The sequence below is a fragment of the Microbacterium sp. genome (genome assembly GCF_036566905.1).
Lineage (GTDB): Bacteria > Actinomycetota > Actinomycetes > Actinomycetales > Microbacteriaceae > Microbacterium.
In genome coordinates, this window is sequence record NZ_DATCVK010000129.1 from 48931 (window position 1) to 63412 (window position 14482).

A 14482-nucleotide genomic window follows, 5' to 3' on the forward strand; every position below is an offset into this window, starting at 1 on the left:
GCCCTACCGCTCCCGCCGTCACCCGAGGCTTCATCGACACATGCCCGCTTCCCGCACCGATTCCTCACCCGCCGACCACGGACGCATCGAGGACGTCGACGTCTCGTCCGAGATGCAGACGTCGTTCCTCGAGTACGCGTACTCGGTGATCTACTCGCGCGCGCTCCCCGACGCGCGCGACGGGCTGAAGCCGGTGCAGCGGCGCATCCTCTTCCAGATGGCCGACATGGGGCTGCGCCCCGACCGCGGCCACGTCAAGAGCGCCCGCGTCGTGGGCGAGGTGATGGGAAAGCTGCACCCGCACGGCGACGCGCCCATCTACGACGCGCTCGTGCGGCTCGCGCAGCCGTTCTCCCTGCGGGTGCCCCTCGTCGACGGACACGGCAACTTCGGCTCGCTCGACGATGGGCCCGCCGCCCCTCGCTACACCGAGGCGCGTCTCGCCCCTCCGGCGCTGGCGCTCACCGAGAATCTCGACGAGGACGTCGTCGACTTCATCCCCAACTACGACGGCCAGTTCCAGCAGCCCGAAGTGCTGCCGGCCGCGTTCCCCAACCTGCTCGTCAACGGCACGACCGGCATCGCCGTCGGCATGGCGACGAACATGGCGCCGCACAACCTCATCGAGGTCGTCGGCGCGGCCACGCACCTGCTCGACAACACCGATGCCACCGTCGACGAGCTCATGGAGTTCGTGCCCGGTCCGGACCTCCCCGGGGGCGGCATCATCGTCGGACTCGACGGCATCAAGGACGCGTACACGAACGGGCGCGGAAGCTTCCGCACCCGGGCCAAGGTGTCGATCGAGTCGCTGGGCCCGCGCCGGACCGGCCTCATCGTCACCGAGCTGCCCTACCTCGTCGGCCCCGAGCGCGTCATCGAGAAGATCAAGGACGCGGTCAACGCCAAGAAGCTGCAGGGCATCTCGGACGTCAACGACCTGACCGACCGCCACCACGGTCTGCGTCTGGTCATCGGCATCAAGACCGGCTTCGACCCGCAGGCGGTGCTCGACCACCTGTACCGGCTGACGCCGCTCGAGGACTCGTTCAGCATCAACAACGTCGCCCTCGTCGAAGGCCAGCCGCAGACCCTCGGGCTCCGGGAGCTCCTGCGCGTCTACCTCGACCACCGCATCAGCGTCGTCACCCGCCGCAGCAGCTACCGGCTCGCCCGGCGCAAGGAACGACTGCACCTGGTCGAGGGGCTCCTCATCGCGATCCTCGACATCGACGAGGTCATCCAGGTCATCCGCACCTCCGACGACGGCGAGCAGGCGCGCCAGCGCCTGATGAGTGTCTTCGACCTGTCGGAGGCGCAGTCCGAGTACATCCTCGAGCTGCGACTGCGCCGACTGACGAAATTCTCCCGCATCGAGCTCGAGACGGAGCGCGACAACCTCAAGAAGGAGATCGCCCAGCTCGAGGAGCTGCTCGGCAGCGACGTGCTGCTGCGCGCGCAGGTGGCGCATGAACTGGATGCCGCCGCCGAGGCGTTCGGCACGCCGCGGCGCACCCTGCTCCTCAACGGCGGCCCGGTGCAGCCGCGCTCACGCGCCGCCGCAGCGGCCGCCGACCTGCAGATCGCGGACGCCCCGTGTCGCGTCTTCCTCTCGGCCACCGGACGCATGGTCCGCGCCGAGCTGGTCGCCGACGCGCCCGGTGGCGGCGTCGTGGCGCCGGCACGCCGCTCGAAGCACGACGCGATCCGTTCCTCGGTGGACGCGACGACCCGCGGCGACATCGGCGCGGTGACGAGCCTCGGCCGCCTGGTCCGCCTCTCCCCCGTCGACCTGCCGTCTGTCCCGGGCAACTCGGTGCAGCTAGGCGCCGGCACGCGCGCCGATCAGTACCTCGGCCTGAGCGGCGGCGAGCACGTCGTCGCGCTCGTCCCGCTCGTCGACACCCCGCCGATCGCCGTCGGCACCGCCCAGGGCGTGGTGAAGCGGGTCGCCGCGAGTGAGCTCGGCAGCAAGCACGACATCGAGATCATCGCGCTCAAGGACGGCGACCGCGTCGTCGGCGCCGCACCGGCCTCCGACGGCGCCGAGCTGGTGTTCGTCGCGAGCGATTCCCAGCTCCTGCGCTTCGACGCGTCGTCGGTGCGTCCGCAGGGCCGCTCCGCGGGCGGCATGGCCGGGATCCGGCTCACCGACGGGGCGCAGGTCATCGCCTTCGACGTCGTCGGGCCGTCCGAGTTCGACGCGGTCGTGGTGACGATCGCCGGCTCGACCAGCGCACTCCCGGGCACCGATGCGGGCAGCGCCAAGGTGTCGCTCTTCAGCGAGTTCCCTGCCAAGGGGCGGGCGACCGGGGGCGTTCGCGCCCATCGCCTCCTCCGCGGCGAGGACGCGCTCACGATCGCCTGGGTGGGCACCGATCCGCGTGCCATCGGCGCGGACGGGGCGGTGCGCGCGCTGCCCGCAGCGGGCGCGAAGCGCGATGCGTCGGGGACGGCCCTCGACGGGGTCATCGGCGCGGTCGGCACCGGCATCCGCTGAGCCCGCGCACTCGGCTCAGCCGCGGGGCGAGCCGAAGGATCAGGCGTCGATGCGCTCGCGCACGAGCCGGTCGCTGGAGTCGATGATGAACTCCTTGCGCGGCGCGACGTCGTTGCCCATGAGCAGTTCGAAGACGGATGCCGCAGCCTCGGCATCCTGCATCCGAACGCGCCGCAGGGTGCGGCCGGCACGGTCCATGGTCGTCGTCGCCAGCTGGTCGGCATCCATCTCGCCGAGGCCCTTGTAGCGCTGCACCGGCTCCTGCCAGCGCTTGCCCGCCTTTCCGAGCTTGGTCAGGAGCCCGTGCAGCTCCGCCTCGGAGTAGGTGTAGATCGTTTCGTTCGGCTTGGTGCCGGGGTTCATCACGACGACGCGGTGCAGCGGCGGCACGGCGGCGTACACGCGCCCCTCGTCGATGAGTGGCCGCATGTAGCGGAAGAACAGGGTCAGCAGGAGGGTCCGGATGTGCGCCCCGTCGACGTCGGCGTCGCTCATCAGGATGATCTTGCCGTAACGCGCCGCCTCGAGGTCGAACGAGCGACCCGACCCGGCGCCGATCACCTGGATGATCGCCGCGCACTCGGCGTTCGACAGCATGTCGCTGATCGATGCCTTCTGCACGTTGAGGATCTTGCCGCGGATCGGCAGCAGCGCCTGGAACTCGCTGTTGCGCGCGAGCTTGGCCGTGCCGAGGGCCGAATCGCCCTCGACGATGAAGAGCTCCGACTCTGCGACGTCGTTCGACCGGCAGTCGGCGAGCTTCGCCGGGAGCGACGACGACTCCAGGGCGTTCTTGCGACGCTGCGTCTCCTTATGCGTGCGCGCGGAGATGCGCGCCTTCATCTCGGACACGACCTTGTCGAGCAGGAGGCTGGTCTGCGCCTTGTCGTCGCGCTTGGACGAGGTGAAGCGTGCGGAGAGCTCGCGGATGACGACGTTCGACACGATCTGGCGCACCGCCGGAGTGCCGAGCACCTCCTTCGTCTGACCCTCGAACTGCGGCTCGGGCACTCGCACGGTGAGCACCGCGGTGAGGCCGGCGAGGATGTCGTCCTTCTCGATCTTGTCGTTGCCGACCTTGAGGCGCCGCGCGTTCTGCGTGACCTGATCGCGGAGCACCTTCATGAGGGCCTGCTCGAATCCCTGCTGGTGTGTGCCGCCCTTGGGCGTGGCGATGATGTTGACGAACGAGCGCGACACCGTCTCGTAGCCCGTGCCCCACCTGACGGCGACATCGACGTGGCATTCGCGTTCGACCTCGGTGGGCACCATCGCACCGGACGGCTGCAGCACCGGCACGGTCTCGGTGAAGCTGCCGCTGCCGGTCAGGCGCCAGGTGTCGGTGATGCCCGCGTCCGGTGCGAGGAAGTCGGCGAACTCGGAGATGCCGCCGTCGAAACGGTAACTCGTCTCGACCGGCTCGCCGGACTCGGTGCCGGGGCGCTCGTCGCGGATGACGATCTCGAGGCCCGGGACGAGGAACGCTGTCTGCCGTGCGCGCTGCTCGAGCTCCTGCAGATTGAACGCGGCGTCCTTGGTGAAGATCTGCGGGTCGGCCCAATAGCGGATCCGGGTTCCGGTGACGCCCTTCGCCGCGCGGCCGGCCACCCGCAGCTCGCTGCGCTGCTCGAACGGAGTGAACGTGGAGTCGGGGCTGCCGTTGGAGAAGATGCCCGGCTCGCCGCGGTGGAACGACATCGCCCACGTCTTGCCGCCGCGGTCGACCTCGACGTCGAGGCGTTCCGACAGGGCGTTCACAACGGATGCGCCGACGCCGTGCAGGCCGCCCGATGCCGCGTACGATCCGCCGCCGAACTTGCCGCCGGCGTGAAGCTTCGTGAAGACGACCTCGACGCCCGACAGTCCGGTGCGCGGCTCGATGTCGACGGGGATGCCGCGTGCGCGGTCGCGCACCTCGACGCTGCCGTCGGCGTGCAGCACGATGTCGATGCGGGTGCCATGCCCGGCCAGGGCCTCGTCGACCGAGTTGTCGATGATCTCCCACAGGCAGTGCATCAGGCCCCGGGAGTCGGTGGAGCCGATGTACATGCCCGGGCGCTTGCGGACCGCCTCGAGCCCTTCGAGCACCTGGAGATGATGGGCAGAATACTCGGCGGTCACAGTCTCCCATCGTAATCCGCCCGCCTGAGAGGGCCGCGCAGACACGCTTCAGGTGGAGCAGCGCTACGCGCTCAGCGAAATGTGGCCTGTTCGCGGCATTCTCGAAACATCCCCGTGGTTGTATCTCATCACCGGCCAAGAGTTCTACATATACGAGGAGGCACCGAAATGACCACGCTATCGACACCCACAGAGCCCGGCGCCGTCCTCGAGTACCGCCTGACCGCGGTGGACCGCTGCGATTCATGCGGCGCCCAGGCCTACATCGCCGCCGAGGTCAACGGCAGCGAACTGCTCTTCTGCGCCCACCACGGCCGCAAGTACGAAGAGAAGCTCCGCAGCATCGCGACCTCGTGGCACGACGAGACGGCCCGGCTGGCGGAATAAGCCCCTCACGAGGTCCGCTGCTCCGCAGCTCCCTGACGACCGCCCCGTGAGACGCCTCGCGTCTCACGGGGCTTTCACGTGTAGACCCGCGGGATCAGAGGAGAGACCCTCACAGCGATCTCTTCGCCGATCGTGCCGACGAGCTCGGCGAGGTCCGTCGCCGTCCCCTCGCCGGATCCGCCCGGACCGTAGATCGTGACGACGTCTCCGACCCCCGCGCCGGTCCACGCGTCCACGAGTGAGTGGGTACCGCCCACCGGGCCGAGCCTTCGCGCACCGGCCGGCGTGCCGACCATGGCGCGACCGTGCAACGTGGAGGGCAGACCGTCGAACGCACCGATGTCGATCCGCACGGTTTCCTCGTGCACCGCGACCACGTCTGCCTCGAGCCGGGCGATCGTGCGCAGTCCGAGCTTGTCGGCCGACGGTCCGCCCGCGGATCGGATGCCGTAGCAGAACGCGCCTACCCGCACCATGTCGTAGCGGAACTCGGGCCGTGCGAACGACGCGGCGCTGGCAGCCAGATGCCGAACCTCTGGATGGATGCCGGCGGCCTCCGCCTGCTGCAGCGCTCGCTCGAACACGGCGCGCGCGTCGTCGTCCTCGGCATCCGACGCTTCGGCGATGTGGCTCCAGACACCGACGACGTCGATCCGTCCCGCGGCTTGCAGCGCGGCGGCCCGGGCGACGAAGGCGCTCCAGTACTCCGGGCGGACGCCGTTGCGGTGCAGTCCGGTGTCGATCTTGAGATGCACACGAGGTGCGGCGTCGGCGTCGGAGGCGGCATCCGCGAGCTCCTCCAGGAGCTCCGCGTCACCGATGCCGAGGTCGAGCTGCGCCGCGATGGCGGCACCGAGATCGTCGCGCGACGCGGCGATCCAGGCGAAGATGCGGGCAGCATCGCCGGCAGCGGCGCGCACGGCGGTTCCGGTCCGCACGTCGAACGCCCCGAACCAGGTCACCCCGGCACGCGTGGCCGTGTGCACGACGGCTCCCAGCCCGTGGCCGTAGGCGTCGTCCTTGACGACGAGCATGAGCTCCGCCGGCGCGACGGTCTCGCGTACCCGCGTGATGTTGGCCGTGAGCGCCGCCAGATCGACGTGGAGCCGGGCCGTCACGCGGCCTCCTCGCGTATGGCGCGAAGCCCCACCATCGTGACGAGCTCGCCCTCGCTGAGGCCGGTCGTCCGCACCCAGCTCTCGAGCGACGGCTCGCCGTGCGCGGGGTCGCCGAGGAACAGCACCTCGTCGCCTCGCCGCACCGCGGCATCCGAGACCTCCACGACGCAGACATCCATCGCGACACGACCGACGATGGGATGCCGTCGGCCTTCGAGGGCGACATCGACGGCCCCGCCGAGCCCGCGCACGATGCCCTGCGCGTAGCCCCCCGTCACGAGCGCGATGCGGGTGTCGGCGGCGGCACGGTAGGCGTAGCCGTACGACACGCCCTCGCCCACGCAGAGGTCCTTGACGGACAGCACCGTGCCGGTGAGGCGCATCGCAGGTGTCGCGGACGGGCCGGCGCCGGGGAGTCCGAGCAGCGTCGACGGCGTGAGCATGGTCGGTGGTCGCCCGATGGCCGGTCCGTGGGCGGCCGTGACGACGGGCGTTTCCGCGGCGACGAAGCGCTGAGCCTCGAGAACCTCCCGCACGAGCGAATCGCCGTGACCCCAGGCATCCGCCTCGAGGACCGACGGATCGAACGAGCGGATGCCGCGCTCCCACGCGGCTCGGGCGTTCGCGGTGAGCGCGCCCCGCGAGATCCGGGCGACCGGGCTGCTGCGGGGAGCCGATCCCGGCGCGGGCACGGCGTGCCCAGGGATCGAGGAACTCACGCCTCTAGACTATCGGGGTCCCCCGCACCCGACCCCGGAGCACGCATGCCTTCTCAGGGCCTCGCCCTCTCGAACCGCCTTCGCTATCTCGCCGCCCGCGCGCGTCGCATCGACGTCGGATCGGTGATCGAACGCGCCAAGGAGACCTCGCGCGACCACGGCAAGTGGACGCCCGCCGTGCTCGCAGACATGCTGTGGTCGGCCGGCTTCCGGCAGGTGGGATTCCAGGACTACGTCGACTACGACTTCGCCATCCTCACGCGCGCGGAGCGCGAGACCTACATGACCCACCCGGTGTCGAACGAGCTGTCGCAGAAGTACGACCACCCGGACTACCGCCACCTCTTCCACGACAAGGTGGCGTTCGACCGCACCTTCAGCGACTTCCTCCTCCGCGACTGGATGGTCGTCGAGGACGGCAACGCCGACGCGGTGCGCGCCTTCACCGAGAAGCAGGGCACCATCGTCACCAAGGAGCCCGTCGGGCAGGCCGGCACCGGCGTTCACCGCTACCACGCCGCCGAGATCACCGACTGGGACGAGTTCCACCGCGGCCTGCTCTCGCGCGGCGAGCTGCTGATCGAGGAGGTCATCAGCCAGCACGCGGACCTCGCCGCGGTCTGCCCCGGCACGGTGAACACCACGCGCGTCACGGCGTTCTTCGACGGCGAGACCACGCACATCCTGGCGATGGCGCAGAAGTTCGGCCGCGGCGCGGTGAGCGACCAGATGACGTTCGGCGGCTTCTACACGATGCTCGACGAGAACGGCCACGCCGTCGGCCCCGGGTACGACTCGCACGGGCACGTGCACGTCACGCACCCCGACAGCGGCTTCACGATCGCCGACTTCCAGCTGCCGATGATCGACCAGGTCAAGGAGTTCGTCGACCGGGTCGCGCGGGTCGTGCCGCAGATCCAGTACGTCGGCTGGGACATCGTCGTCACCCCCGAGGGTCCGGTGCTCGTCGAGGGCAACTGGGGCGCCGGCGTCTATGAGAACAAGCCCAGTGTCACCGGCATCCGCACGGGTCACAAGCCGCGCTACCGCGAGGCCATCGGCTTCTGACGCGGCGCATAAGGAAAGGCGCGGCATCCGAAGGGATGCCGCGCCTTTCACATGACGGCGATCAGACCGCGCGCACGATGCCGAGCGGCGTGGACTGGTGCCCCTGACCGAGCGGGTTGTCCTTGAGGATCGCGACGAGACGCTTCTCCCCCGCCTTGTCGAGGGTCGAGCCGAGGATGTTGCCGCCGAGGTCGTTGATGTCGACCACGGCCACCTCGGCCACACCGCCGAGCAGGGCCTTGACGTGCTGGGCGACCTCGCGCGGACGCTCGGGGCCGAGCACGACCGCCTTGTTGTAGGGCGGGATCGTCCCCGACGTGGGGCCGTCGATCGCCCGCGCCTTGTCGCCCGCGATGCGGTAGAAGTCGCCCTTGCGCCCGAACAGCTTGGTCACGGCCGACACCGCGGCCGCGAACAGGATGCGGATCGGACCGCACTCGCGCAGCGCCATCTCCATGGTCTCGGGCATGCCGAGACCGATGCCGTACGGGGTGCGCGTGACGTACTTCGAGAGGAAGAACGCGAGCCTGCGGGGCTTGATGTCCTCGACGAGGTACGACCGACCCTGCGTGATCGCGACGATCTTCTCCGTCACGAACAGCAGGTCGCCCTCGCGGACCACGTCCGCCGCGTACTCGCGGATGAACTCATCGAGATCGTCGCCCGGCATCACGACCCGCGTGCGGATCGGGATGCGAGCGAACGACGAGCCCTCGACCTGGACGGTGAGCGCCTTGCCGGCGTTCGCCTCGCTCACTCGAGGTAGTCCCGCAGGGACTGGGAGCGGGACGGATGCCGCAGCTTCGCCATGGTCTTCGACTCGATCTGGCGGATGCGCTCGCGGGTGACCCCGAACGTGTCGCCGATCTGGTCGAGGGTCTTCGGCTGGCCGTCGCCGAGGCCGAACCGCATGCGGATCACACCGGCCTCGCGCTCCGAGAGCGAATCGAGGAGCGACTCGAGCTGACGCTGCAGCATCGTGAAGCCCACCGCGTCGGCGGGGACCACGGCCTCGGTGTCCTCGATGAGGTCACCGAACTCGCTGTCGCCGTCCTCGCCGAGAGGCGTGTGCAGCGAGATCGGCTCGCGGCCGTACTTCTGCACCTCGATGACCTTCTCGGGGGTCATGTCGAGCTCGCGGCTGAGCTCCTCGGGCGTGGGCTCGCGACCGAGGTCCTGCAGCATCTGACGCTGGACGCGCGCGAGCTTGTTGATGACCTCGACCATGTGCACGGGGATGCGGATGGTGCGCGCCTGATCGGCCATGGCGCGGGTGATGGCCTGACGGATCCACCACGTCGCGTACGTCGAGAACTTGAAGCCCTTGGTGTAGTCGAACTTCTCGACCGCGCGGATGAGACCGAGGTTGCCCTCCTGGATGAGATCCAGGAACTGCATGCCACGACCGGTGTAGCGCTTGGCGAGCGACACCACGAGACGCAGGTTGGCGCCCAGAAGGTGGCTCTTCGCGCGCTGGCCGTCGCGGGCGACCCACTGCAGGTCGAGTCCGAGCTGCGAGGTCTTCTCGGCGGGCGACATGTGCGACAGCTTCTCTTCGGCGAACAGTCCCGCCTCGATGCGCATCGCAAGCTCGACCTCTTCGGCCGCGTTCAGCAGCGGCACCTTGCCGATCTGCTTCAGGTAGTCCTTGACGGGGTCGGCCGTGGCACCGGTGATCTGCGTCGAGTACACGGGGACGTCGTCCTCGTCGCTCGACGAGATGACGATCGCACCCGTGGGCAGAGGCTCGGTGAACGCGGGCTTCGTGCTCTCCTCGTCCTCCTCCTCGTCGTCGGTCGCGGCGGCGTCGTCGGTGGCGACCTTCGCGTCCTTGGCGGCCGGCGCCGCCTCAGCGGTGTCGTCCGCGGCGTCCGCATCGATGTCGTCCGCCTCGATCTCGACGTCGTCGTCGAGCTCCTCGACGTCGTCCTCGAAGTCGTCGTCCGACTTCTTCGCGCGCTTCGACGCGGTCTTCGGTGCCGCCTTCGCCTTTGCGGCGCCCTTCGCTGCGGGAGCCTTCTTCACGGCGGGAGCCGTCGCCTCGTCCGTCTCGGTGTCCTTCGCGGCCGAGCGAGCCTTGGTGTTCGTGCCTGGAGTCACGTTTCGCCTTTCACCGGTCGACACGCCCTGCGCATCTCCGGTCGGTTTCGGACACTAGTAAGACCCTTGTCAAGTCCACATCTTCAGCCGGAAGCCGGACGAAGACGGTTGACAACGGGTCAGAGCGTCTAGTATCTCATACTTGCCGTGCGCCGCCAGCATCGCCCCGCGTGGAGCGGCGCACCTCCATCAATGGGTTCAACGCGCTGGTCCGGCGTGGAATTCCGCCAACGCCGCCGCCGCGTGGATCAGGAGCCGCGCTTGTCGTCTTCCGCGGGCCGTGTCGCGAGGAATCGCTCGAGTTCGGCTGCGAGCTCGTCGGCGCTCGGCAGATCGCCGGTGTGGATCATCGGGGTGGCCAGCGTCGATCCCGCCATGTAGGCGTCGTAGCGCTCCTCGAGCCCCTGCACCATCCGGGCGAGCTCGTCGCTGCCCTCGATCTGCTCCGTGACCTTCTCGAGGTACTCGCGGTTCTCGTCGCGCAGATCGTCGCCCGCGAAGACGAGGCCCGTCGCCACGGTGAGACTGTCCAGCGCCGCGAGGGCGGCGGCAGGGTACTCGGTGTCACCCAGGTAGTGCGGAATGAGCAGGACGAAGCCGGCGATGCGCACCCCGGCTGCGGCGAGCCGGTACTCGAGCAGATGACCCGCGGTGGCGGGCACCTGGGTGTGGGGCTGCCACACCGAGTGCGCCTCGGTGAGCTCGGAACGCGTGCCGCTGACGGTGGTGCCGATCGGTCGCGTGTGAGGAACGGGCATCGGGATCGCGTGGACCCAGGTGACCGTCGACACGCCGTAGCTCTCGGCGAAATCGAGCACGGCACCGGCGAAGGCGTCCCAGGCGAAGTCGGGCTCGTAGCCCGCCAGCAGCAGGAACGGCTGACCGAGCGCATCGTGGGCGAACGAGAGCTCCAGGCGCGGCGGACGGTAGTCGGTGAGGTGGTCCTTCTCGAACGACACGATGGGCCGGCGCGCGCGGTAGTCCAGCAGCGTGTCGTTGGAGAAGACGGCCAGCGGCGACGGCGACAGGTCGTCGCGGAAGTAGTCGATGACTCGGCTCACGGCGCTGCCGGCGTCGGTGAACCCGGTGAGGGCGATCACCAGCGGCAGCCCGCGCGGGACGGGCGGCGCAGAAGCCGCACGCTCGAACAGCGGGCCGGGAAAAGGCATGGTCCCATGCTACGAGCCACCTCGACGTGGTCGGGTCGCGTCGGTCGCGCTCAGAGCGAACAGTCGTCGTCCCTAGGATGGAGACCATGTCGTTTCCCGACCTCGAGTACCGCACCGCACCCGTCCGAGAGTCCGACGCCGACCTCCTGCTCGTCGCGCTCCCCCCGCTCGAGGCCGAGGCATCCCCTGAACTGTCCGACTGGCCGGGACTGCGCGACGCGCTCCTCGGCGTGGGTTTCACCGGGGCTCCGGGCTCATGGGTCCGCGCGTACGCGCCGGAAGTCACCTCGCTGCCGCTGGCGGTCGTCGGCACGGGATCGGATCCGGATGCCGCCGCGCTGCGTGACGCGGTCGGCGCGGCGATCCGCGCGCTGACCGGGTTCGCGACGGTGGCGGTCACCGCGCCGTACGCCGACCCGGCACTGTGGACTGCGGTGGCGGAAGGCGCGGCGCTCGGCGGCTACCGGTTCGACGGATACAAGAGCGAGGCGCCCAAGCCGCGGGCGGCGCGCGTCGTCGTCCACGGCACGGCCGAGCCCGACGACGCCGCCCTGAAGCTGATCGTCGAGACCGCGGCATCCGTCGCGCTAGTGAAGGACCTCGTCAACATCCCGGCCGAGTGGCTCGGCCCCGGCGATGTCGCGGAGCGCGCCGCCGAGTCCGTGTCGGGCCTGCCCGTCAGCGTCGAGATCCTCGACGAGGAGGCGCTGCGCGAGCAGGGCTTCGGCGGCATCCTCGGCGTCGGCCAGGGATCCGATCGCCCGCCCCGCCTGGTGCGCCTCGAGTACGCACCCGAGGGTGCCACCAAGCACGTCGCGCTGGTGGGCAAGGGCATCACGTTCGACACCGGCGGGCTCTCGCTGAAGCCCGCCGCATCCATGGTCGGGATGAAGTACGACATGGCCGGAGCCGCGACCGTGCTCGCCGTGCTCAGGGCTGCGGCATCCGTCCGAGCGTCCGTCAAGGTGACGGCATGGCTGTGCCTCGCCGACAACATGCCCTCGGGTCGCGCGACGCGCCCGGGCGACGTGCTGCGCCTGCTCGACGGCACCACCGTCGAAGTGCTCAACACCGACGCCGAGGGGCGCCTCGTCCTCGCCGACGGACTCGTGGCCGCCAGTCGCGAGCACCCCGATGTGATCGTCGACGTCGCGACCCTCACCGGCGCGATCCTGATCGCCCTCGGAACCCGTCACACCGGCGTGATGGGCGACGACGAGGCCGTGGCGGCGTATCTGGCTGCTGCCGCCGAGGCCGGCGAGCCCGCGTGGCAGCTGCCCCTCCCCGGCCACATGGTCGAGGAGCTCGATTCCCCGATCGCCGATCTGCAGAACGCCAAGATCGGCGATCCTGCCGGCGGTTCGCTGTTCGCAGGCCTGTTCCTGCGTCACTTCGTCGGCCGCGCGGCCGACGAGGAAGATGCGCCCCGTATCCCGTGGGTGCATCTCGACATCGCCGGCAGCGGCACCCACAAGGGCGCGCCGTACGGCTTCACCGACAAGGGACCGACTGCCGCGACCGTGCGCAGCTTGATCCGCTTCGTCCTGGCTGACCTCGATGAGGAGGCACGATGACCGACCATTCCTTCGATCTCGTCATTCTGGGCGGTGGAAGCGGCGGCTATGCGGCCGCCCTCCGCGCCGCGGAACTCGGCAAGACCGTCGCCCTCGTCGAGAAGGACAAGGTGGGAGGCACCTGCCTGCACCGCGGCTGCATCCCCACGAAGGCGCTGCTGCACGCGGCCGAAGTGGCGGACGCGGCGCGGGACGCCTCGGCCATCGGCATCCGCGCCACCTTCGAGGGCATCGACCCCGCCGGCGTGCGCGCCTACCGCGAAGGCATCGTCGCAAAGAAGTACAAGGGCCTCGAAGGCCTCGTGAAGGCACGCGGCATCACCGTCGTGAACGGCGAGGGCCGGCTCGAGGCGGGGCCGGCCGTCCGCGTCGGCGACGACCTCTACCGCGGCACCGACGTCGTGCTCGCGACCGGGTCGTACAGCCGCACGCTTCCGGGGCTCGAGATCGGCGGACGCATCCTCACCAGCGAGCACGCCCTCGAGCTCGACGACATCCCCCGCAGCGTCGTGATCCTCGGCGGCGGCGTCATCGGCGTCGAGTTCGCGAGCGTGTGGCGCTCGTTCGGCGCCGACGTCACGATCGTCGAGGCGCTCGACCACCTCGTGCCGAACGAGGACGTGGCGCTCAGCAAGGGCCTCGAGCGTGCGTTCCGCCGCCGCGGCATCCAGTACTCCCTCGGCGTGCGCTTCCAGAACGCGACGCAGACCGCGGATGCCGTCACCGTGACCCTGGAGGACGGCAAGACGTTCACCGCCGACTACCTCCTGGTGGCCGTCGGCCGTGGACCGGCGTCGGCCGGCCTCGGCTACGAGGAGGCCGGCGTGACCATCGACCGCGGGTTCGTCATCACCGACGAGCGTCTGCGCACCGGCGTCGACCACGTGTGGGCCGTCGGCGACATCGTCCCGGGGCTGCAGCTCGCCCACCGTGGATTCCAGCAGGGCATCTTCGTCGCAGAGGAGATCGCCGGCCTCTCCCCCGTCGTGATCCCCGACACGCAGATCCCCAAGGTCACGTACAGCCACCCCGAGGTCGCCTCCGTCGGTCTCACCGAGGCGCAGGCCGCCGACGCGCACGGCGCGGACGGGATCGTCGCGTACGAGTACAACCTCGCCGGCAACGGCAAGAGCGAGATACTGGGCACCAGCGGCATCGTGAAGGTCGTCCGCGCCAAGGACGGACCGGTGCTCGGCGTGCACCTCATCGGCGATCGCGTCGGGGAGCTGATCACCGAAGGACAGCTCGTCGTGGGCTGGGAAGCCCACCCCGAAGACATCGCCCCGTACGTCCACGCGCACCCGACGCAGTCCGAAGCGCTCGGCGAGGCATTCCTCGCCCTCGCGGGCAAGCCGCTGCACGCGCTCTGACCCTCGCGGTCGCCCCTCATCACTAAGCTAGATCCGATATTTCTTCAGAAGGAGACATCCTCATGAGCACATCCGTGGTCCTCCCCGCTCTCGGTGAGAGCGTGACCGAGGGAACGGTCACCCGCTGGCTCAAGAACGTCGGCGACACGGTCCAGGCGGACGAGGGCCTGCTCGAGATCTCCACGGACAAGGTGGACACCGAGATCCCGTCGCCGGTCAGCGGCGTCATCGAGGAGATCCTCGTCCAGGAGGACGAGACCGTCGAGGTCGGCGCCGTGCTGGCGAAGATCGGCGACGGCTCCGGTGCCGCCGCGGCGCCCGCCCCTGAGGCTGCCGCCGCTGAGGCGCCGGCCGCC

Annotated in this window: 12 protein-coding genes; 6 read left to right on the forward strand and 6 right to left on the reverse strand. The window is 69.8% G+C overall.

Annotated elements, in window-relative coordinates; genetic code table 11:
- Positions 1 to 40 precede the first annotated feature (40 nt).
- The gene (locus VIP82_RS10115) at positions 41 to 2500 is read left to right on the forward strand and encodes a DNA gyrase/topoisomerase IV subunit A (protein ID WP_331908156.1); all 2460 of its coding nucleotides are present in this window, start codon (positions 41 to 43) and stop codon (positions 2498 to 2500) included.
- A 39-nt stretch (positions 2501 to 2539) separates the two neighbouring features.
- On the opposite strand, the gene VIP82_RS10120 is transcribed toward VIP82_RS10115, so the two are convergent.
- On the reverse strand, positions 2540 to 4621 hold the full coding sequence (locus VIP82_RS10120; RefSeq protein WP_331908158.1) for a DNA gyrase/topoisomerase IV subunit B: 2082 nt from the start codon (positions 4619 to 4621) through the stop codon (positions 2540 to 2542).
- A 168-nt stretch (positions 4622 to 4789) separates the two neighbouring features.
- Between VIP82_RS10120 and VIP82_RS10125 the strand changes: the two genes are divergently transcribed.
- Positions 4790 to 5008, forward strand: coding sequence for a DUF7455 domain-containing protein (locus VIP82_RS10125; RefSeq protein WP_194415370.1), 219 nt, complete (start codon positions 4790 to 4792; stop codon positions 5006 to 5008).
- A 74-nt stretch (positions 5009 to 5082) separates the two neighbouring features.
- Here VIP82_RS10125 and VIP82_RS10130 read toward each other — a convergent pair whose 3' ends face one another.
- Positions 5083 to 6126, reverse strand: coding sequence for an alanine racemase (locus VIP82_RS10130; RefSeq protein ID WP_331908160.1), 1044 nt, complete (start codon positions 6124 to 6126; stop codon positions 5083 to 5085).
- Positions 6123 to 6845, reverse strand: a complete 723-nt coding sequence (locus VIP82_RS10135; RefSeq protein ID WP_331908162.1) for an alanine racemase C-terminal domain-containing protein — start codon at positions 6843 to 6845, stop codon at positions 6123 to 6125. The genes VIP82_RS10130 and VIP82_RS10135 overlap by 4 nt, the downstream gene beginning before the upstream one ends.
- Before the next feature lie 45 nt (positions 6846 to 6890).
- On the opposite strand from VIP82_RS10135, the gene VIP82_RS10140 reads away from it, so the two are divergent.
- Entirely contained in the window at positions 6891 to 7913 is a 1023-nt protein-coding gene (locus VIP82_RS10140; RefSeq protein ID WP_331908164.1) for a sugar-transfer associated ATP-grasp domain-containing protein, read from the forward strand.
- Between the two features lie 61 nt (positions 7914 to 7974).
- Here the strand turns inward: VIP82_RS10140 and VIP82_RS10145 are convergent, their stop codons facing one another.
- From VIP82_RS10145 to VIP82_RS10155, 3 genes are all read right to left on the reverse strand, one after another.
- Positions 7975 to 8670, reverse strand: coding sequence for a coenzyme F420-0:L-glutamate ligase (locus tag VIP82_RS10145; RefSeq protein WP_331908166.1), 696 nt, complete (start codon positions 8668 to 8670; stop codon positions 7975 to 7977).
- On the reverse strand, positions 8667 to 10013 hold the full coding sequence (locus VIP82_RS10150; RefSeq protein WP_331908168.1) for an RNA polymerase sigma factor: 1347 nt from the start codon (positions 10011 to 10013) through the stop codon (positions 8667 to 8669). The genes VIP82_RS10145 and VIP82_RS10150 overlap by 4 nt, the downstream gene beginning before the upstream one ends.
- 248 nt (positions 10014 to 10261) lie before the next feature.
- Positions 10262 to 11182 carry a proteasome assembly chaperone family protein gene (locus VIP82_RS10155; RefSeq protein WP_331908170.1) on the reverse strand — a complete coding sequence of 307 codons (921 nt, stop codon included), beginning with the start codon at positions 11180 to 11182 and terminating at the stop codon, positions 10262 to 10264.
- 86 nt (positions 11183 to 11268) lie between these two features.
- Here VIP82_RS10155 and VIP82_RS10160 point away from each other — a divergent pair, with 86 nt between their 5' ends.
- The 3 genes from VIP82_RS10160 to VIP82_RS10170 form a co-directional block, all read left to right on the forward strand.
- On the forward strand, positions 11269 to 12756 hold the full coding sequence (locus tag VIP82_RS10160; protein WP_331908172.1) for a leucyl aminopeptidase: 1488 nt from the start codon (positions 11269 to 11271) through the stop codon (positions 12754 to 12756).
- Positions 12753 to 14126, forward strand: coding sequence for a dihydrolipoyl dehydrogenase (lpdA, locus tag VIP82_RS10165; protein WP_331908174.1), 1374 nt, complete (start codon positions 12753 to 12755; stop codon positions 14124 to 14126). Before VIP82_RS10160 ends, lpdA begins: the two co-directional genes overlap by 4 nt.
- A 62-nt stretch (positions 14127 to 14188) precedes the next feature.
- A partial coding sequence (locus tag VIP82_RS10170) for a biotin/lipoyl-containing protein (protein ID WP_331908176.1) occupies positions 14189 to 14482 on the forward strand: 294 nt, incomplete at its 3' end.